This window comes from Streptomyces sp. NPDC126499, assembly GCF_040302485.1.
In the GTDB taxonomy this organism is placed as follows: domain Bacteria; phylum Actinomycetota; class Actinomycetes; order Streptomycetales; family Streptomycetaceae; genus Streptomyces.
Genome location: NZ_JBEOUO010000012.1, coordinates 191,195 through 209,824, shown reverse-complemented (window position 1 = coordinate 209,824; position 18,630 = coordinate 191,195). Strand labels below are relative to the sequence as shown.

Annotated in this window: 21 protein-coding genes; 8 read left to right on the top strand and 13 right to left on the bottom strand. The window is 72.6% G+C overall.

Annotated features, from left to right (window positions below; translation table 11 throughout):
• Positions 1-382: 382 nt before the first annotated feature.
• The 3 genes from ABTZ91_RS20150 to ABTZ91_RS20140 form a co-directional block, all read right to left on the bottom strand.
• Positions 383-1,243 (bottom strand): PHP domain-containing protein, encoded by an 861-nt coding sequence (locus ABTZ91_RS20150; RefSeq protein WP_352078564.1) that lies wholly within the window; start codon positions 1,241-1,243, stop codon positions 383-385.
• Between the two features lie 135 nt (positions 1,244-1,378).
• Positions 1,379-2,017 carry a DUF6758 family protein gene (locus ABTZ91_RS20145; protein ID WP_352078532.1) on the bottom strand — a complete coding sequence of 213 codons (639 nt, stop codon included), beginning with the start codon at positions 2,015-2,017 and terminating at the stop codon, positions 1,379-1,381.
• A 256-nt stretch (positions 2,018-2,273) separates the two neighbouring features.
• Positions 2,274-2,864 (bottom strand): suppressor of fused domain protein, encoded by a 591-nt coding sequence (locus ABTZ91_RS20140; RefSeq protein WP_352078531.1) that lies wholly within the window; start codon positions 2,862-2,864, stop codon positions 2,274-2,276.
• Between the two features lie 426 nt (positions 2,865-3,290).
• Between ABTZ91_RS20140 and ABTZ91_RS20135 the strand changes: the two genes are divergently transcribed.
• The gene (locus tag ABTZ91_RS20135; protein WP_352078563.1) at positions 3,291-4,436 is read left to right on the top strand and encodes a magnesium and cobalt transport protein CorA; all 1,146 of its coding nucleotides are present in this window, start codon (positions 3,291-3,293) and stop codon (positions 4,434-4,436) included.
• Between the two features lie 119 nt (positions 4,437-4,555).
• Positions 4,556-5,074: a hypothetical protein gene (locus ABTZ91_RS20130; protein ID WP_352078530.1), complete on the top strand. Its 519-nt coding sequence runs from the start codon at positions 4,556-4,558 to the stop codon at positions 5,072-5,074.
• A 99-nt stretch (positions 5,075-5,173) separates the two neighbouring features.
• Here ABTZ91_RS20130 and ABTZ91_RS20125 read toward each other — a convergent pair whose 3' ends face one another.
• The gene (locus tag ABTZ91_RS20125; protein ID WP_352078529.1) at positions 5,174-5,941 is read right to left on the bottom strand and encodes a hypothetical protein; all 768 of its coding nucleotides are present in this window, start codon (positions 5,939-5,941) and stop codon (positions 5,174-5,176) included.
• Between the two features lie 220 nt (positions 5,942-6,161).
• Here ABTZ91_RS20125 and ABTZ91_RS20120 point away from each other — a divergent pair, with 220 nt between their 5' ends.
• The 3 genes from ABTZ91_RS20120 to ABTZ91_RS20110 are packed head-to-tail and all read left to right on the top strand — an operon-like array spanning position 6,162 to position 9,188.
• A complete protein-coding gene (locus ABTZ91_RS20120) occupies positions 6,162-7,442 on the top strand; it encodes a magnesium transporter MgtE N-terminal domain-containing protein (RefSeq protein ID WP_352078528.1) in 1,281 nt (426 codons plus the stop codon).
• A complete protein-coding gene (locus ABTZ91_RS20115; protein WP_352078527.1) occupies positions 7,435-8,010 on the top strand; it encodes a DUF1003 domain-containing protein in 576 nt (191 codons plus the stop codon). Before ABTZ91_RS20120 ends, ABTZ91_RS20115 begins: the two co-directional genes overlap by 8 nt.
• Positions 8,011-8,054: 44 nt before the next feature.
• Complete coding sequence (locus tag ABTZ91_RS20110; protein ID WP_352078526.1) at positions 8,055-9,188, top strand: Mrp/NBP35 family ATP-binding protein; 1,134 nt, start codon at positions 8,055-8,057, stop codon at positions 9,186-9,188.
• An 86-nt stretch (positions 9,189-9,274) separates the two neighbouring features.
• Here ABTZ91_RS20110 and ABTZ91_RS20105 read toward each other — a convergent pair whose 3' ends face one another.
• From ABTZ91_RS20105 to sigE, 5 genes are all read right to left on the bottom strand, one after another.
• Entirely contained in the window at positions 9,275-9,877 is a 603-nt protein-coding gene (locus ABTZ91_RS20105) for a hypothetical protein (protein ID WP_352078525.1), read from the bottom strand.
• A 74-nt stretch (positions 9,878-9,951) separates the two neighbouring features.
• Positions 9,952-10,389: a sec-independent translocase gene (locus tag ABTZ91_RS20100; protein ID WP_352078524.1), complete on the bottom strand. Its 438-nt coding sequence runs from the start codon at positions 10,387-10,389 to the stop codon at positions 9,952-9,954.
• 106 nt (positions 10,390-10,495) lie between these two features.
• The gene (locus ABTZ91_RS20095; protein ID WP_352078523.1) at positions 10,496-12,145 is read right to left on the bottom strand and encodes a trypsin-like peptidase domain-containing protein; all 1,650 of its coding nucleotides are present in this window, start codon (positions 12,143-12,145) and stop codon (positions 10,496-10,498) included.
• Between the two features lie 85 nt (positions 12,146-12,230).
• Positions 12,231-12,926, bottom strand: coding sequence for a zf-HC2 domain-containing protein (locus tag ABTZ91_RS20090; protein WP_352078522.1), 696 nt, complete (start codon positions 12,924-12,926; stop codon positions 12,231-12,233).
• A complete protein-coding gene (gene sigE, locus ABTZ91_RS20085) occupies positions 12,923-13,681 on the bottom strand; it encodes an RNA polymerase sigma factor SigE (RefSeq protein WP_352078521.1) in 759 nt (252 codons plus the stop codon). The genes ABTZ91_RS20090 and sigE overlap by 4 nt, the downstream gene beginning before the upstream one ends.
• 142 nt (positions 13,682-13,823) lie before the next feature.
• On the opposite strand from sigE, the gene ABTZ91_RS20080 reads away from it, so the two are divergent.
• A complete protein-coding gene (locus ABTZ91_RS20080; RefSeq protein ID WP_352078562.1) occupies positions 13,824-14,504 on the top strand; it encodes a class I SAM-dependent methyltransferase in 681 nt (226 codons plus the stop codon).
• Between the two features lie 150 nt (positions 14,505-14,654).
• Here ABTZ91_RS20080 and ABTZ91_RS20075 read toward each other — a convergent pair whose 3' ends face one another.
• Positions 14,655-14,822: a DUF3117 domain-containing protein gene (locus tag ABTZ91_RS20075; protein ID WP_006346801.1), complete on the bottom strand. Its 168-nt coding sequence runs from the start codon at positions 14,820-14,822 to the stop codon at positions 14,655-14,657.
• 279 nt (positions 14,823-15,101) lie between these two features.
• Here ABTZ91_RS20075 and ABTZ91_RS20070 point away from each other — a divergent pair, with 279 nt between their 5' ends.
• Positions 15,102-15,905 carry an enoyl-CoA hydratase-related protein gene (locus tag ABTZ91_RS20070; RefSeq protein WP_352078520.1) on the top strand — a complete coding sequence of 268 codons (804 nt, stop codon included), beginning with the start codon at positions 15,102-15,104 and terminating at the stop codon, positions 15,903-15,905.
• Here ABTZ91_RS20070 and ABTZ91_RS20065 read toward each other — a convergent pair.
• Entirely contained in the window at positions 15,902-16,504 is a 603-nt protein-coding gene (locus ABTZ91_RS20065; protein WP_352078519.1) for a DNA-3-methyladenine glycosylase I, read from the bottom strand. The two genes, ABTZ91_RS20070 and ABTZ91_RS20065, sit on opposite strands and share 4 nt — an antisense overlap.
• Positions 16,501-16,821, bottom strand: coding sequence for a DivIVA domain-containing protein (locus ABTZ91_RS20060; protein WP_352078518.1), 321 nt, complete (start codon positions 16,819-16,821; stop codon positions 16,501-16,503). Before ABTZ91_RS20060 ends, ABTZ91_RS20065 begins: the two co-directional genes overlap by 4 nt.
• Positions 16,822-16,934: 113 nt before the next feature.
• Between ABTZ91_RS20060 and folP the strand changes: the two genes are divergently transcribed.
• A complete protein-coding gene (gene folP, locus ABTZ91_RS20055; protein WP_352078517.1) occupies positions 16,935-17,795 on the top strand; it encodes a dihydropteroate synthase in 861 nt (286 codons plus the stop codon).
• Positions 17,796-17,876: 81 nt separating this feature from the next.
• Here the strand turns inward: folP and ABTZ91_RS20050 are convergent, their stop codons facing one another.
• Entirely contained in the window at positions 17,877-18,626 is a 750-nt protein-coding gene (locus ABTZ91_RS20050) for a TIGR00730 family Rossman fold protein (RefSeq protein WP_352078516.1), read from the bottom strand.
• Positions 18,627-18,630: the final 4 nt, after the last annotated feature.

Below are 18,630 nucleotides of genomic sequence, written 5' to 3'. Positions count from 1 at the left end.
GGAAAGGGGTGTACAAGAACATCCGGAACTGGGGATTCCGGAGCAGGGGCAGGATGCGGCCCGACAGGGAGGAAGAGTGCGCCGGTCACGATCACGCGGTCGGTCACGAGCAGGGCCGCCACCGGTCACGAGCGCGCCGACCGCTCGCGATCACGCGAGCGACCACAGCCGGCATCACGCGAGCGATCACACCTGCCATCGCGCAAGCGACCACAGTCGGCATCACGCGAGCGGTCAGGCGGAGCGATCTGAAGGCCCGGACGGCGGGCGACACCGGCGGGGGGACCTCAGCGGCGCGCCCCGGCCGTGAACCTGGTGCGACGACCGGCACCGCGCCGGAAGACCGGCGACCGGCGGCGGACGACCGGCGACAGGCGCCCGGCTAGACGCGTCCGCCGGCGCCCGGCACCGGGAAGGCGCCCGTCGCGCGGCGGGTGATCTCGCCGAAGATCTCGGGGTCGGTGGTGAAGTCGCCGAGGCCGCAGGTCTTGCGGCTGCCGTGGTAGTCGCTGGAGCCGGTGGTCAGCAGCCCCAGCTCCTTCGCAAGTCCGCGCAGCCGCGCCCGGGTCGGCTCGTCGTGGTCCATGTGGTCGACCTCGATGCCGTCCAGACCGGCCTCGGCCAGGCGGGCTATCGCGGACTCCGGCACGCACTCGCCGCGCTTGACGGCCAGCGGGTGGGCGAAGACGGTGACCCCGCCGGCGGCCTTGACCAGGCGGATCGCGTCCACCGGGTCCAGCTCGTGCTTCTCCACGTAGGCGCGGCCGCCGTCGGCGAGCCACTCGGCCGTGAAGGCGCCGGAGACGTCCGGCACGACACCCAGCTCGACGAGGGCCTCGGCGACGTGCGGACGGCCCACGGAGCCGTCGCCGGCGATCCGGGCGACCTGCTCCCAGGTGACGGGGACGCCGAGCTCCTGGAGCTTGCCGACCATCGCGCGCGCCCTCGGCACCCGGTCGTCCCTGACCAGCTCGCGCTCGGCGACGAGGGCGGGCTCCTCGGGGTCGAAGAGGTACGCCAGCATGTGCAGGCTCACGCCGTCCAGGCGGCAGGACAGCTCGGCCCCGGTGACCAGGGTCAGCCCCTCGGGCAGGGCGGCGATCGCCTCGGCGTGTCCGCGCGTGGTGTCGTGGTCGGTCAGCGCGACGACGTCGAGGCCGGCGGCGGCAGCCTTGCGCACGAGCTCGGCCGGGGTGTCCGTGCCGTCCGATGCCGTGGAGTGGGTGTGCAGATCGATGCGCACGACGCGGGGCTCCAGGGTTCGGGGGCGGACGATGGGACGCTCCAGCATAACGGGCGAATCGAACACACTCGTACGGTTCCGTCGAACCCGTCACCCCTTACCCACCCCGGGCTACCCCGGCCTACCCCGGCCGCCTCACGACAGCAGTCTCGGCGTGAGCGCCCCGCAGGGCAGCAGCTCGACCTCCGCGCCCGCGTCCCGCAGGTCGGTCAGCACCAGCTCGTCGTACATCAGCAGGCCGGACTGCTCGGGCCAGACGATCGCCCACAGCCACAGCCCCCGGGCCTCGCCCGCGAAGACCGCGCGGTCCTGCGGGGTGCCGTTGACGTGCCAGAGCGGGGTCGGCCGGCCGGCGGCGAGCACCTTGACCTGTGGCGGCTTGTCGATCGACATGCCGGGTCCCGGATCGGGTCCGTCGATGCCCGCGTAACGCGCCCCGAGTCCGACGCCGAGCTCCTCGGCGACGAGCAGCAGCTCTCCGATGCCGCCGAGCGGACCGGGCCCCGAGCAGGCGACGGCGGTCGCGCGCCCCCCGCTGCGATCGTCACCGGCGTACGCGACCCCGGTGAAGAGCCATCCGACGGGCAGGGGCCACGGCATCCACACCGGCACGTGGGCCCGGTGCACCACGACACCGAGGGCCTCGACGCTGGGCGGGATCACGGGCTGCAGCGGGTACACCGAGCCATGCACGTCGCACTGCCACGAGTCGGCAAAGAGACCGGGCGCCCTGACCCGGCCACCGCACTTCGGGCAACTGGGTTCGCCCCTCATAGGGCTCAACGGTCCTACCACGGGAGCCCCGCGTCAAGGACGATCACCGATGATCACCCGTCCGGCCGGAACCGTTCACCCTCCGTCGGGCACCGGTGGCCGCGCAGCACGGCACCGACCGCCGGTCCACCGCTGGTCCGCCGCCCGCCCGCCGCCGGTCCACCGCCGGTCCACCGCCCGCCCACCGCCGGTCTGCCGTCCCTCCACCGCCGGTCGTCAGTCCGCCGTCAGTCCACCGCCGGTCGCCGGTCCGCCGTCAGTCCAGGGTCACCGAACGCCGCAGCGGGTCGCGCAGGTCCGTGCCGTTCGCCAGCCAGCGCTCCTCCAGGGCCTGCGCCCCGTGCACCCGCTTCCACGCGGCCTCGTTCGACGTCATCGGCAGCAGCGGAAGGAAGCGCACGGGATCCATCGCCTCGTTCAGCTCCAGGTCCTCCACGAGCCCGCCCGGCTCGGCGACCAGCACCGAGCTGAAGGGGGCGCCCGGCCACAGCGGCTCCCCCACGTCGAGGGAGGCGCCGGGAGCCACGACCACGCCTTCCACCTGCGGGGAGGCGGCCAGGACCGCGAGCGGGCGCAGCACCTTGTCGGTGTCGGCGAGCCCGGCCCGTACGGAGAGGACCAGCTCGGCGCGGGGGCCCTTCACCGGGTCGGCGAGCACGGCGGTCGGGTCCGCCATCGGCTGGGCGGACATGCCGAGGGTCGCGTAGCGCACGAGACCGGCGTCGGTGTCGACGAAGCGGAGCACCTCGATGCGGTCGGTGCCGAGGAAGGTGACCGCGGCCCGTGCGTCCGGCTCGCCGAGGGCCGTACGGAGCCGGGCCTCGACCAGCGCAAGAATTTCTCCCATGCGGCGAGCATAAAGCGCGTATGGAACGGGCAAAGGAAGGGATTGACCCTCGGTCGACTGATAGTCTTGGCCACTGGTCGGGGTTCCCGACTGCTCGTCACACGTCATCCCTCACGGGGGACCGGCCGGAGGAGGTGGGACTGCGATGGATCGAAGTCGATCGGGCAGTACCAGCCGCTCTTCCGCCGCACCGCACCCGAGCCCGGTGCGTTCCTCCCTCCGGTGATCCAGGCCTGACGGTCTTACGGCCTCTCCTCTCCGGCATCGCGTACGACGGAAGAGCACATCTCTTTTTTGCCTGTCTGTAGCGAACGCCGTCACCGCGATCCTCCGGTGCCGCCCGCTTTGTGGACGACGTCACCCCCCGTCCCCATTCCGGGTTGCGCCATGCTCGCCGACGGCCTCTCCGTGAAGGAGCAGCACGCCATGTCGATGATCCGCGACCTCCGCGCCGCCGTCCGCCCGTCCCTGCGGCACTCCCTGCGCAAGACCCCCGGCGCCGGCGCCGGCACCTCCCCGTACGCCAACTACGACGCCACCCGCGACCCCACGGCCGCCACCGCCGTCGTCGACTGCGCCGTCTACCGCGACGGGCGCCGCGTCGACGACCGGGCGTGCCTGACCCCGCGCGGCGCGATGCGCCAGGTGCGGGAGAGCGGAGGCTTCGCCTGGATCGGTCTGCACGAGCCGACCGAGGCCGAATTCGCCGGTATCGCCGCCGAGTTCGGGCTGCACCCGCTGGCCGTCGAGGACGCCGTGCACGCCCACCAGCGGCCGAAGCTGGAGCGGTACGACGACACCCTCTTCACCGTCTTCAAGACGATCCACTACGTCGAGCACACCCAACTCACCGCCACCAGCGAGGTGGTGGAGACCGGCGAGGTGATGGTCTTCACCGGCCCCGACTTCGTCATCACCGTCCGGCACGGCGGCCAGGGTTCGCTGCGCAACCTCCGCCACCGCCTCCAGGGCGAGCCGGAGCTCCTCGCCAAGGGCCCGTCCGCCGTTCTGCACGCCATCGCCGACCACGTCGTCGACGGCTACATCGCGGTGGCCGACGCGGTCGAACTCGACATCGACCAGATCGAGATCGACGTCTTCTCGCCCCCCGCGAAGGGCTCCACGCGCGGCGCCGACACCGGCCGGATCTACCAGCTCAAGCGTGAGGTACTGGAGTTCAAGCGGGCGGTCACGCCGCTGCTGCGCCCGATGCAGCTGCTCAGCGAGCGGCCGATGCGGCTGGTCGACCCGGACATCCAGAAGTACTTCCGTGACGTCGCCGACCACCTCGCGCGCGTGCAGGAGCAGGTCGTCGGCTTCGACGAGCTGCTCAACTCGATCCTCCAGGCCAACCTGGCGCAGGCGACCGTCGCGCAGAACGAGGACATGCGCAAGATCACCTCGTGGGCGGCGATCATCGCCGTCCCCACGGCGGTCTGCGGCGTCTACGGCATGAACTTCGACCACATGCCGGAGCTGCACTGGAGGTACGGCTATCCGATGGTGCTCGGCGGCATCGCCGTCATCTGCTTCGCCATCCACCGCACGCTGAAGCGCAACGGCTGGCTGTAGCGGCGACGGCCGGAGCACCGGCAGCCGACCGGAGCGGCGACGGCCGGCCGGAGCACCGGCAGCCCACCGGAGCGGCGACGGCCGGCCCGAGCACCGGCGGCTGTCGATAGGCTTCGGCCATGACCGATCAGTCGCTCGGGCCCGCCCTCGTCGAGGAGGCCACCAAGAAGTCCGGCCTCATCTGGGTACGGGGCGAGGCTCCGGCTGCCCGGGCGCTGTGGCACGTCTGGCACGACGGCGCCGCGCATGTCGTCGGCGACGGCCCCGGCGAGCAGCCGCTGCCGGGCCTGGTGGACGGCGGCACCGCCGAGGTCACCGTGCGCAGCAAGGACAAGGGCGGCCGGATCGTCGCCTGGACGGCCGCCGTGCGCGAGGTGGCGCCGGGCACGGAGGAGTGGGACGCCGCGGTCGCCGAGCTGAAGGGCAAGCGGCTCAACGCCTCCGACGGCGAGGCGATGCCGGAGCGCTGGGCCCGCGAGTGCCGGGTGGTGCGCCTGGAACCGCGGTCGTCGACCACCGACCTCCCGGACGGTTCGCTGGCCGCCGTGCCTCTGCCGTCCCCGGGCATCACCCGCCGCCCGATCCCGGCGGGCCTGCCGAAGCTGCTGTTCGGGAAGAAGCGCCGCAAGGGCCACTGACGGCCGGGGGACCCCTGCGTACGGGGACCCCTGCGTACGGAGCCCCTGAGGTGACGGGGACCCTTCCCGTACGCAGCCCCCCTTACGTACGAGGGACCCCTACGTACGGGGCAGCTGCTTGCCGTAGTCCAGGGTCTGGCCCTTCGACGGCTCGGCCAGCGGGAAGTCCTTGTCCCACTCGGACAGGATCACCACACCGGCGCCGCCGCCCCGCGCGAAGCGCAGCGGGAACGGGGTGCCCTGGAGGGAGACGTCGAGGGAGCCGCCCTCGCCGTCCTCGCCGCCCTTGACGTTGACCGTGCGGATGCCGCCGATCTTGTCGTAGTCGCCCTTCACGACGTCACCGTGCAGCCCGATCAGCCCGTCGAGCAGCAGGTCCATGTCGGTGAAGCCGCGCAGCTGCTTGTAGGAGGGGTCGTCCTGCGGCACCTTCACGTACATGTCGTCGAGCTTGTCGGCGGCCTCGGAACCGGCGTCCCCCGACTCGGCGGGCGTGTTCGACGGCGTGTCCTCGTGCTCCCAGAAGGCCGCGTCGGCCTTCAGATAGAGCGCCTCGCCGACCCGCAGCAGTTCGAAGGTGCTGTTCTTCGTGGTCACCGAGCCCGCGGCGCCGTCCTGCTTGAGCCGCATGTTCAGCTTGTACGTGCCGCCCTTGCTGACCAGCGTGCCGGACAGCCGTACGGCCTTGGCCGCGTCGGCCGCCGACTGGGCCTTCTCCTCGATGGCCGTCGGGTCGAGCTTCCCCACGCCGTTCGTCCCCTCGTCCGGGTCGGCCGCGCAGGCGGTCAGGCCCGACAGGAGACCGGCGCTGAGCGCCAGCGGCAGGACGGCCCCGCGGATACGCGAGGACGGACGGAGGACGGTCACCTGGGCGCCTCTCGGGTCGATGGGGGGACGGGCCGGTGGAAACCGGGTGCCGGTGGGGACGGCAGACCGCAGCGTACCCGGGCCGGGACACCGCTCCGCAGGCAGCCGGACGGGCGCTCTGCCGAAGCGCCCCGCACCGGTACGGGCTAGCCTGAACCCGGCAAGCGGGATGACAGCCCGACATCGACCCGAATCGTGCGGCACCGAGGAGGCGCGTGGCATGGCGGCAGGCGCCCCCCGCATCTTCGTCTCCCACCTCGCCGGGGTCCCCGTCTTCGACCCGGTCGGCGACCAGGTCGGGCGCGTCCGGGACCTGGTGGCCATGCTGCGGGTGGGCCGCAGGCCCCCGCGGCTGCTCGGCATGGTGGTCGAGGTGCTGTCGCGGCGGCGGGTCTTCGTGCCGATGACCCGGATCACCGGCGTCGAGTCCGGGCAGGTCATCACCACCGGCGTGGTCAACATGCGCCGCTTCGAGCAGCGCCCGACCGAACGGCTGGTCCTCGGCGAGCTCCTCGACCGGCGGGTGCGGCTGGTCGGTCCCGACGGGCGGGAGGGCGAGGAGGTCACCGTCCTCGACGTGTCCATCCAGCAGCTGCCCGCCCGCCGCGACTGGGAGATCGACAAGGTCTTCGTGCGGCGCGGCAAGGGCGGGGCGCTGCGCCGCAAGGGCGAGACGCTGACCGTGGAGTGGTCGGCCGTCACCGGCTTCTCGCTGGAGGAGCACGGGCAGGGCGCCGAGAACCTGGTCGCCACCTTCGAGCGGCTGCGCCCCGCCGACCTGGCGAACGTGCTGCACCACCTGTCCCCGAAGCGACGGGCCGAGGTCGCCGCCGCCCTCGACGACGACCGGCTCGCCGACGTCCTGGAGGAGCTGCCGGAGGACGACCAGATCGAGATCCTGGGCAAGCTGAAGGAGGAGCGGGCCGCCGACGTCCTGGAGGCGATGGACCCGGACGACGCGGCCGACCTGCTCTCGGAGCTCCCCGAGGAGGACAAGGAGCGGCTGCTGACGCTGATGCAGCCGGAGGAGGCGGCCGACGTGCGCCGGCTCATGGCGTACGAGGAGCGGACCGCGGGCGGTCTGATGACGACGGAGCCGATCGTGCTGCGCCCGGACGCCACGGTCGCCGACGCGCTGGCCCGGGTGCGTCAGCAGGACCTGTCCCCCGCGCTCGCGGCGCAGGTGTACGTGTGCCGGCCGCCGGACGAGACGCCGACGGGGAAGTACCTGGGCACGGTGCACTTCCAGCGGCTGCTGCGGGACCCGCCGTTCACGCTGGTCGGCGCGCTGGTGGACAGCGATCTGCCGCCGCTCGGCCCGGCCACTCCGCTGCCGGCCGTCACCAGCTATTTCGCCGCGTACAACCTGGTGGCGGCTCCGGTGGTGGACGAGAGCGGTTCGCTGCTCGGGGCGGTGACGGTGGACGACGTGCTCGACCACCTGCTGCCGGACGACTGGCGGGAGACGGAGTTCCACGAGGAGGGGGTGGCCGGTGGCTGAGCGCGCGCAGGAACGGGACCGGGAGCGGGACCGCCCGGCATTGCCGCGGATCCGGCTCGACCTCCCGCGCGAACGGCGGGCGAGGCTGCTGCCGGAGTACGACCCGGAGGCGTTCGGGCGGCTGTCGGAGCGGATCGCCCGCTTCCTGGGGACGGGGCGCTTCCTGGTCTGGATGACCCTGACGATCGTCGTCTGGGTGCTGTGGAACGTGTTCGCCCCGCCGCCGCTGAAGTTCGACGAGTACCCGTTCATCTTCCTGACCCTGGCGCTGTCCCTGCAGGCCTCGTACGCGGCGCCGCTGATCCTGCTGGCGCAGAACCGGCAGGACGACCGGGACCGGGTGAACCTGGAGCAGGACCGCAAGCAGAACGAGCGGTCGATCGCCGACACCGAGTACCTGACCCGGGAGATCGCGGCGCTGCGGATGGGCCTGGGCGAGGTGGCGACGCGCGACTGGATGCGCTCGGAGCTCCAGGACATGCTGAAGGAGCTGGAATCCCGGGACGGGGAGCGGCGTGATGTATTCCCGCCGGACGGCGATCGGCACAGTGACGTACCCGACCGTTGACGGGGCTTTCCGGCGCCGGTGGTCGGCGCCGTACCATCGTCCGTATGGCTACGGAAGACGCGGTGCTCGAAGCACTGGCGACGGTGAACGACCCCGAGATCAACAGACCCATCACCGAGCTCGGCATGGTCAAGTCGGTGGAGATCGGTGACGACGGCACGGTCGCCGTCACGGTCTACCTCACCGTCTCCGGCTGTCCGATGCGCGACACGATCACCCAGCGCGTGACGGAGGCGGTCTCGCGTGTCGAGGGCGTGACCCGCGTCGACGTCACGCTCGACGTGATGAGCGACGAGCAGCGCAAGGAACTCGCGGCCGCGCTGCGCGGCACGACGGCCGAGCGCGAGGTCCCCTTCGCCAAGCCGGGCTCGCTGACCCGGGTGTACGCGGTCGCCTCCGGCAAGGGCGGCGTCGGCAAGTCCTCGGTGACGGTCAACCTGGCGGCGGCGATGGCCGCCGACGGGCTGAAGGTCGGTGTCGTGGACGCCGACATCTACGGCCACAGCGTGCCGCGCATGCTGGGCGTGGACGGCCGTCCGACCCAGGTCGAGAACATGATCATGCCGCCGTCGGCGAACGGCGTGAAGGTCATCTCCATCGGCATGTTCACTCCGGGCAACGCGCCGGTGGTGTGGCGCGGCCCGATGCTGCACCGCGCGCTCCAGCAGTTCCTCGCCGACGTGTACTGGGGCGACCTGGACGTCCTGCTGCTCGACCTGCCGCCGGGCACCGGTGACATCGCGATCTCGGTCGCGCAGCTGGTGCCGAACGCGGAGATCCTGGTCGTCACCACTCCGCAGCAGGCGGCGGCCGAGGTCGCCGAGCGGGCCGGTTCGATCGCGGTGCAGACCCACCAGAAGATCGTCGGTGTGGTCGAGAACATGTCGGGCATGCCGTGTCCGCACTGCGACGAGATCGTCGACGTGTTCGGCACGGGCGGCGGCCAGAAGGTCGCCGACGGGCTGACGAAGACCACCGGCGCGTCCGTGCCGGTGCTCGGCGCCATCCCGATCGACGTCCGCCTCCGTGAGGGCGGCGACGAGGGCAAGCCGGTCGTCCTGACCGACCCGGACTCCCCGGCGGGTTCGGCCCTGCGCGCCATCGCCGGCAAGCTGGGCGGCCGTCAGCGCGGCCTGTCGGGCATGAGCCTGGGCATCACGCCGCGGAACAAGTTCTGAGCGGTGCGCGACGTGAGGGGGCACCCCGCGAGCCGGGGTGCCCCTTCCTCGTGCCTGCCGTCAGGCGTACGCGCTCGTACCCGCCGTCAGGTGTACGCGCCCAGGTCCTTGACCTGCGCGAAGCCGAGCCCGTACGCGCTCATGCCCCGCCCGTACGCCCCGATGTGCACGCCCGGCGCCGACCCCGCGAGCACCCAGCCGAACTCGGACTCGCGGTAGTGGAACGGCACCGGCACGCCGTCCACCGGCAGGGAGAGCGTGGACCAGGCCGGGCCGTCGAGGTCGTCGGCCAGTTCGAAGGCGGTCTCCGTCTGCTGGTCCAGCCAGTTGTCGCGCAGGGTGTGGTCGAGCTGCGCGGGCCAGGTGTGGGCGAGCAGCCCCGAGCCGGCCAGCCAGGCCGCGGAGGAGACCGTGGTGGCCTCCAGGACGCCCGTGCCGTCGCCGGTACGGCGTACGGGGTTGGCGGCGACGGTCACGACGACCGCGAACCGCTCCTTCTCGGCGCCGCCGGCCTCGGACTTTATCGACGGCTCGTCACCGTGGCCCATCGAGCCGTGCTGGACGGTGCCGTCCGCCGCCGTGCCGATCTGCAGGAGCCGGCGCGGGCCGGTGAACGCCTCGTCGAGCCCGTACCAGGCGAAGGGTGCGCGTAGAAAGCCCTCGGCTTCCACCCGACTCGTCGTCTTCATCTCGGCCGCCTCCTCGTTCTGTCAACACAGGGAGGATAGCCACCGATGCGCAGTGGGTCGGTGACTGGCCGTCGTCAGGTGGCGTCCGCGTCGTACGGCGGGCGCTCGTCGCCGTCCTTCTTGTCCTGCTTCTTCAGCAGGTCGGGGCTGCCGTTGACCGCGGCGGGGGCGGTGGTCTGGGTCTCCCGGCCGTGGACGGCGTCGGCGACCTCGTTCATCTCCTTCTTGAGGTCGAAGGAGGAGCGGAGCTCCTTCAGTTCCTTCAGGTCCTCGTTCTCCGCGAGCTGCTTGCGGAGGAAGGTCTTGGGGTTGAGGTCCTCGAACTCGAAGTCCTTGAACTCGGGGCCGAGCTCGCTGCGGATGTCCTGCTTGGCGCTGTCCGAGAACTCGCGGACCTTGCGGATGAAGCGGGAGACGTCCTGGATCACCTTCGGCAGCTTCTCGGGGCCGAAGATGAGCACGGCGAGCACCACGAGCGTCACCAGCTCGAGCGCGCCTATGTCGCTGAACACCCTGTAGCTCCTTCACGCCGTTCCCGGGCCCGGTCCACGGTACCCGCCGAAACTGTCCGGCGGGTACCAGGTGGTGTCCTCCACATGGCGCTCGGGCGAGAAAGCCCTAGGAGCCCGAGGAGGAACCGAGGGTCAACGTCTTGGTCTGCTCCGAGCCGCCGCGGGTCAGGGTCAGTTCGAGGCGGTCGCCGGGGCGGTGGGCGCGGATCTTGACGATCAGCTCCTCGCCGCTGTGGACGCGCTGGCCGTCGACCTTGGTGATGATGTCGCCGGGCCGGACGCCGGCCTTGTCGGCCGGGCCGCCGGGCGTGACGGACGCGGTGCCGCCCTTGCCCTTGTCGCCGACCCGGGCGCCGTCGCCGGTGTACTGCATGTCGAGGCTGACGCCGATGACCGGGTGGGTGGCCTTGCCGGTGTTGATGAGTTCCTCGGCGACGCGCTTGCCCTGGTTGATCGGTATGGCGAAGCCGAGGCCGATGGAGCCGGACTGGGCGCCGCCCTCGCCGCCGGGGCCGTTGCCCGCGGCCCGGATGGCGCTGTTGATGCCGATGACCCGGCCCTGGGAGTCGACGAGCGGGCCGCCGGAGTTGCCGGGGTTGATGGGGGCGTCGGTCTGGAGGGCGTCGACGTAGCTGATGTCGCTGCCGTCGCCCTTCTCGCCGCCGGCGGTGATCGGCCGTTCCTTGGCGCTGATGATGCCGGAGGTGACGGTGTTGGAGAGGTCGAAGGGGGCGCCGATGGCGACGACGGGGTCGCCGACGCGGACGCTGTCGGAGTTGCCGAGCGGCAGCGGCCGCAGGCCCGAGACCCCGGAGACCTGGATCACGGCGAGGTCGTATCCGGTGTCGCGGCCTATGAGCTTGGCGCGGACCGAGTCGCCGTTGCTGAAGGTGACGGAGATCTCGCCCGAGGAGGCCGCGGCGTCCACCACGTGGTTGTTGGTGAGGATGTGGCCGCGGGTGTCGAGGACGAAGCCGGTGCCCGTGCCCGAGGAGCCGGCGCCGTTGACGTGGATGGTGACGACGCTCGGCAGGGCGCGGGCGGCGATGGCGGCGACGCTGCCGGGCGCGCGGCCGGAGTCCTCGGGTCCGGCCTGGGGCAGCTCGACGGTGGTGATGCCGCCGTGCCGTTCGATGTACGCGCCGACGCCGCCGCCGATGACACCGGTGACGAGGGCGAACGCGAGGGCGCCGGCGAGCGCGAGGCCGCGGCGCGGCTTGCGGGGCGCCGCCGTGCCCTCGGCCGGGCCGGGGTGGGCGCTCCACGGGTCGTAGAGCGGCGCCCCGGGCGGCGGCGGTGCGGGCTGGGCGGCCACGGGGGCCGGTGCCGGGGCCGGCGGTGCGGGCGGCACGGGCCGCTGCACCGGGGGCGCGGGCGCCCACGGGCCGGGCTCGCCGTAGGGCGGCGTCCGGTACGGGTCGGGGGCGTGCAGCGGCTGCGGTGCCGTCTGCGGCGGTACGGGCACGGGCGCCGGGTCCGCGTCCTGGTCGGGTCCGGGTCCGGGTGCCGGAACGGGCGCGGGCGCGGGCGCCGGATCCGGAGCCCGGTCCGCGGCGGGCGCCGGCGCATCAGTGGGCGCCGGTACCTCGGCGGGCGCGGGCGCGACGGCCGCCGGTGCCTCGGCGGCCGGAGCGGGGGCCGTGGCCGGGGCGGCGAGGGTGAAGTCGCTGTCCCCGGCCGGGTCGGCGGGCGCACCGGGCGGCGTGGTGGGTGTGGTCGACGGCCGGCTCCACCAGGTCGGCTTCCCGTTCTTCATGCTCTCCCCGCAACAGATGACCCTGTCCGCACCGCTCGGATCTTCGGCGGCGCGCCCCTGCCCCTGGATTCAACCAGGTCGCCGCTCAGCGGTGGGAGGGGCCGGGAGCGGGGTTGGCGCTCGGGGACGGGCCGGGTTCGAAGGAGAGCCGGAGCGCCGGGCTCACGGGGCGTACGAACGGGGACAGTTCGAGCCGCGCCGGGACGACCGTCGGAGGCGCGGTCTCCGGGGCCTGCTCGCGGCGGGAGCCGGAGGCGAAGGTGGCCGGCGCCCGCAGCGGGGTGACGTTGCTGCCGCCGGTGCCCTGGCCGCCGCGCGAGGTGTCGAGGGACAGGGTGCCGCTCAGCGCGATCGCCGCGAAGGAGACCGCGCTGGCCGCCGCGAAGGCGAAGCGCCGTCCTCGCCACGACGAACGGTCACCGACCTCGTGGATGCGGAATCCGGTGTCCGGGGGGACGGGCGTCGCCGTGGCGAAGCCGTCGGCGGGCACACCGCCCCGGCGCAGCAGGTCGTCGAAGGGTCCCCCCTGGTCATGGGGTCCCCCCGGCAGCCCCTGGAGGCGTGCGAGGAGCCCCTCCGAGGGGGGCGGGGGCGCGGTGGACGCGAAGACGCTCTTCAGGGTGCGCTGGGCGTCCGCCTCGGCCTTGCACTTGGGGCAGGTGGCCAGGTGGGCGAGGACCCGCTCGCGGGCGTCGTGGCCGAGCTCGCCGTCGACGAGCGCGGCCAGCCGGTCCCCGAGGTGCTGTTCCGCGGGGGTGGGTGACGGACTCGTACCGCTCACGCCGCTCCGCCCTCCCAGCCGACGGCGGCGAGCGCCCGCTCCGCGCGCGCCTCGGGCGAGCGGTGCTTGAGCGCCTTGCGCAGGTGGGAGCGGCCGCGGTGGATGCGGCTGCGGACGGTGCCGAGCTTCACGCCGAGGGTCGCGGCGATCTCCTCGTACGAGAGGCCCTCGATGTCGCACAGCACGACCGCGGCGCGGAACTCGGGCGCGAGGGTGTCCAGGGCCTGCTGCACGTCGGCGTCGAAGTGCGTGTCGTTGAAGGCCTGCTGCGGGGACGGCTCGCGGCTGGGCAGCCGCTCGGCGGCGTCGTCGGCGAGCGCGTCGAAGCGGATGCGCTGCTTGCGGCGGACCATGTCCAGGAACAGGTTCGTGGTGATGCGGTGCAGCCAGCCCTCGAACGTGCCCGGCGTGTAGGACGACAGCGAGCGGAAGACCCGGACGAAGACCTCCTGGGTCAGGTCCTCGGCGTCGTGCTGGTTGCCGGTGAGGCGGTAGGCGAGGCGGTAGACCCGACCGCTGTGCGTGCTGACGATCTCCTCCCAGCTGGGAGGGGTCCACGCCTGCGATTCCGCATCCGAGGCGAAGGTCGCGGTGGTGGGTGCGGAGTCGGCGGTGCGGGAACGGTCAGCGGTGTCGGTCACGGATTTCGGCTCACCTGCCGACCTGAGGAGGCGTCGAAGCGCTCCTCGCCTGGTCACAGGCGCAGCCGCACCTCCCCTGTCGGCTCTGGTGGTGTCCAGTGGAGCCCCTACCATAGCCACCTCGCCCGTTAGCTCCGGATAAGAATCTTTACGCGAATTTGGGGTCGGCTCATGCCGCTGACCCGCCTCGCTTCCTGTCCCTGTGAACGCGCGGTCCCATCTGCGGGTTCCCGGGCGCAGCGGATACAGTCGACGCCTGCGTCAACTACGGCGTCCACGACGGGAACAGGAGAGGGCCATTACCGCCAACCGGCAGACGAGCTTGGCGTTCGCCGACGCCTTTGTCGCCGAGGACGAAGCGCTGCGCTGGGCCCGCGAACGGGCCCGGGAGGCGGGGCTGCCCTCGGTCTCGCCGGGCACCGGTGCGGCCCTGCGTCTGCTGGCGGCGACGGCGGACGCCAAGGCGGTGGCGGAAATCGGTACGGGCACCGGCGTGTCCGGCATCTATCTGCTGCTCGGGATGCGGCCGGACGGGGTGCTGACCACCGTGGACATGGAGCCGGAGCGGCAGGCGCACGCCAAGGCGGCGTTCCGCGCGGCGGGGTTCGCGGGCAACCGGGCGCGGTTCATCCCGGGCCGCGCGCTGGACGTGCTGCCCCGGCTCGCGGACGGCGGCTACGACCTCGTGTTCTGCGACGGCGACCGGCTCGAGCTCCTGGACTATCTCGCTGAATCGTTGCGCCTGCTGCGACCGGGCGGGCTCGTCTGCTTCGAGGGCGTCTTCGCGGACGGCCGCACGGTGGACTCGGCGGCCCAGCCGGCCGAGGTGCAGCGGATACGCGAGCTGCTGCGGACGGTGCGGGAGAGCCGGGAGCTGCTGCCGACGCTGCTGCCGGTGGGCGACGGCCTGCTGTGCGCGGTGCGCCGGGGCGCCTGAGCCGCGCCCGTACCGTACGGCCTGTGGTCCCCGGCTCCGGCTCGGGGCTCCGGCACACCTCCCCACGACGAACGCGCCCCCGATACACCGCTGCCCCGGTGCGGTGGGTACCGTACCGGGGCAGAAGCGGAAATACGTGACAAGGAAGTGTCAGCCGACGACCTGCTTCAGGGCGTCACCGAGCGCCTCGGCCTCGTCCGGGGTCAGCTCGACGACGAGCCGGCCGCCGCCTTCGAGCGGAACGCGCATGACGATGCCCCGCCCCTCCTTGGTCACCTCGAGCGGGCCGTCACCCGTCCGCGGCTTCATGGCCGCCATGCTCGTTCCCCTTCCTGAAACCAGCTCATCGTCAGCATCGAACACGATTGCTTCCAGGTCATTATCCCGCATCAGAGGACCCGATGACCAACATCGGGTGGCATCGCTTCCGCAACGCGCTTTCACAAAGCCAGACATTTCGCCGATGCACCTGCGATACTTCGCCGCCGCCGGTCCGCTGCGGCCGGGTGATTCTTTGACGCAGCTCACATGTGCGGCGGGGGTGATCTCCGCCATGCTGAGCTCGTCAGAAGAGCGAAGAAGCGAAGGGATCACACGATGGCCGACACGGTGCTGTACGAGGTGAGCGACGGGCTCGCCACCATCACCCTCAACCGTCCGGAGGCCATGAACGCGATGAACGTGGCGGCGAAGGTGGCCCTGCGGGACGCCGCCGAGTCCGCCGCCGCCGACCCGGCCGTACGCGCGGTGCTGCTCACCGCGGCGGGCGACCGCGCGTTCTGCGTGGGCCAGGACCTGAAGGAGCACGTCGGGCTGCTGCTCCAGGACCAGGAGTCGGGCACGAACAGCACCATGAACACGGTCCGGGACCACTACAACCCGATCGTGCGGGCGCTCGCCGGAATGGCCAAGCCGGTCGTCGCGGCGGTGAACGGGGTCGCCGCCGGCGCCGGCTTCGGCTTCGCCCTCGCGGCCGACTACCGGATCGTGGCGGACACCGCCTCCTTCAACACCTCCTTCGCCGGCGTGGCCCTCACCGCCGACTCCGGCATGTCCTGGACCCTGCCCCGGCTGATCGGCCGCAGCCGCGCCGCCGACCTGCTGCTCTTCCCCCGCTCCATCAGCGCCCAGGAGGCGTACGAGCTCGGCATCGTGAACCGGCTGGTCCCGGCGGACGCGCTCGCCGAGGAGGCCGTGAAGGTGGCCCGCACGCTGGCCGAGGGCCCGACCGTCGCCTACGCGGCCCTGAAGGAGTCCCTGACCTACGGCGCGGACCACTCGCTCGCCGAGTCGCTGGAGAAGGAGGACGAGCTCCAGACGAAGGCCGGCGCGTCACAGGACCACACGATCGCCGTGCAGGCCTTCATCGCCAAGGAGAAGCCGAAGTACCTCGGCCGCTAGGCGGGGGAGCGGTCGGCGGCGCCCCGGACGAAACAGCCGGCGATGTGGTCGTCGACCAGGCCGCAGGCCTGCATCAGGGCGTACGCCGTCGTCGGGCCGATGAAGCGCAGGCCGCGCTGCTTGAGGGCCTTGGACAGGGCCGTCGACTCGTCCGTCACGGCCGGGACCTCGCCGGTCGCGGCCGGGACCGGACGGGTCGCCGGATCGGGCGCGTACGACCAGATCAGCGCGTCCAGCTCGCCCGGCTCCCATGCGGCGAGCACCTTGGCGTTGGCGAGGGTGGCGTCGATCTTGGCCCGGTTGCGGATGATCCCCTCGTCGGCGAGGAGCCGCTCCCGGTCGACGTCGGTGAACCGGGCCACCTCGGCGATGCGGAAGCCCGCGAAGGCCTTCCGGAAGCCCTCGCGGCGGCGCAGGATCGTGATCCACGACAGGCCGGACTGGAAGGCCTCCAGACACAGCCGCTCGAACAGCGCGTCGTCACCGTGGACCGGCCGGCCCCACTCCTCGTCGTGGTACGCCACGTAGTCCTCGGCCGACAGGCCCCAGGGGCAGCGCGGCCGGCCGTCCGGCCCCGCGACCGCCCTGCCGTCGCTCATGCGCCGTCCTCCTCGGCCCGCGGCCCGCCGCCCGCGAGGGCCGCCTCCAGGTCCGCGATCCGGGCGTCCCGCTCGGCGAGCTCGGCGCCCAGCCGGTCGAGGACGTCGTCCACGTCCGCCATCCGGTACCCCCGGGCGGCGACGGGGAGCCGCAGCGCCTCGATGTCGGCCTGGCCGACCGGGCGGGTCGCGGGGAGCGGGTCGATCAGTTGCTCGGGCGCCACCTCGGGCAGCACCTCGCTGTCGCCGCCGCCGACCACCGCCAGGGTGACCGCCGCGACGACCACGACCATCGTGATCAGCAGAAACCAGAACACCAGCGCGCCTCTCCCGGTCCATGGAAAACGTCCCGTGCCGATCGTGCCATGCGCCACCGACAGTTAGGGTCGCAGACGACGCAGGCGACCGGCCGCGAGGGAGGACATAAGGGATGCTGCGCTTGGGACGGCGTGAATTCGGGCCCCACGAGCCGGTGATCATGGCGATCGTGAACCGGACCCCGGACTCCTTCTACGACCAGGGGGCGACCTTCCGCGACGAGCCGGCGCTCGCCCGGGTCGAGCAGGCCGTGGCCGAGGGCGCGGCGATCGTCGACATCGGCGGCGTGAAGGCGGGCCCCGGCGAGGAGGTCACCGCCGAGGAGGAGGCGCGCCGCACGGTCGGCTTCGTGGCGGAGGTCCGCCGGCGCCACCCGGACGTGGTGATCAGCGTGGACACCTGGCGGGCGGAGGTGGGCGAGGCCGTGTGCGAGGCGGGCGCGGACCTCCTCAACGACGCGTGGGGCGGGGTCGACCCGCGGCTCGCGGAGGTCGCGGCGAAGTACGGCGCGGGACTCGTGTGCACGCACGCGGGTGGCGTGGAGCCGCGGACCCGGCCGCACCGGACCGCGTACGAGGACGTGATGGCCGACATCCTGCGGGTGACGGTCGGCCTCGCGGAGCGGGCGGTCGCGCTCGGCGTGCGGCGCGACGGCATCATGATCGACCCGGGGCACGACTTCGGGAAGAACACGCGGCACAGCCTGGAGGCGACCCGGCGGCTCGGTGAGATGACGGAGACCGGCTGGCCGGTGCTGGTCTCGCTGTCCAACAAGGACTTCGTGGGCGAGACGCTGGACCGGCCCGTGAAGGAGCGGGTGCTCGGGACGCTGGCGACGACGGCGGTCTCCGCGTGGCTCGGCGCGCGGGTGTACCGGGTGCACGAGGTGGCCGAGACGAAGCAGGTGCTCGACATGGTGGCGTCCATCGCGGGCCACCGCCCCCCGGCCGTGGCGCGGCGCGGACTCGCGTAGGCGGTCGCCGCGCCCGCTCGGGCCCGCTCGGGCGGTCGGCAGCGGGGGTGCCGAGCGGCGGCGCCCCCGCCCGCCCGCGCCCTAGCGGCCGACCTCCTTCGACACCAGGGTGACCGCCTCGTCCACGTCGTCCGTCACGTGGAAGAGCAGCAGGTCGTGCTCGGACGCCTTGCCGCCCGCGACGACCGAGTCGCGCAGCCAGTCGACGAGGCCCTTCCAGTACTCCGTACCGAAGAGGACGATCGGGAAGCGGGTGACCTTGCGGGTCTGGACCAGCGTCAGCGCCTCGAAGAGCTCGTCGAGGGTGCCGAGGCCGCCCGGCAGGACGACGAAGCCCTGCGCGTACTTCACGAACATCGTCTTGCGGACGAAGAAGTAGCGGAAGTTCACGCCGATGTCGACGTGCGGATTGAGGCCCTGCTCGAAGGGCAGCTCGATGCCGAGGCCCACCGAGACGCCCTTGGCCTCCCTGGCACCCTTGTTGGCCGCCTCCATGGCGCCGGGGCCGCCGCCCGTGATCACCGCGAAGCCGGCCTCCACGAGCGCGCGGCCGAGGCGGACGCCCGCCTCGTACTCGGGCGAGTCCGGCTTGGTGCGCGCCGAGCCGAAGACGCTGATCGCGCTCGGCAGTTCGGCGAGGGCGCCGAAGCCCTCGACGAACTCGGACTGGATGCGCATGACCCGCCAGGGGTCGGTGTGCACCCACTCCGAGTCGCCCTCGGTGTCGAGCAGACGCTGGTCCGTGGTGCCGGGCTGGATCTGTTCACGGCGCCTGAGCACCGGTCCCAGTCGCTGCTCCTCCGGCTTCCTCGGCTCCTCGGGTACGCCCATGGCC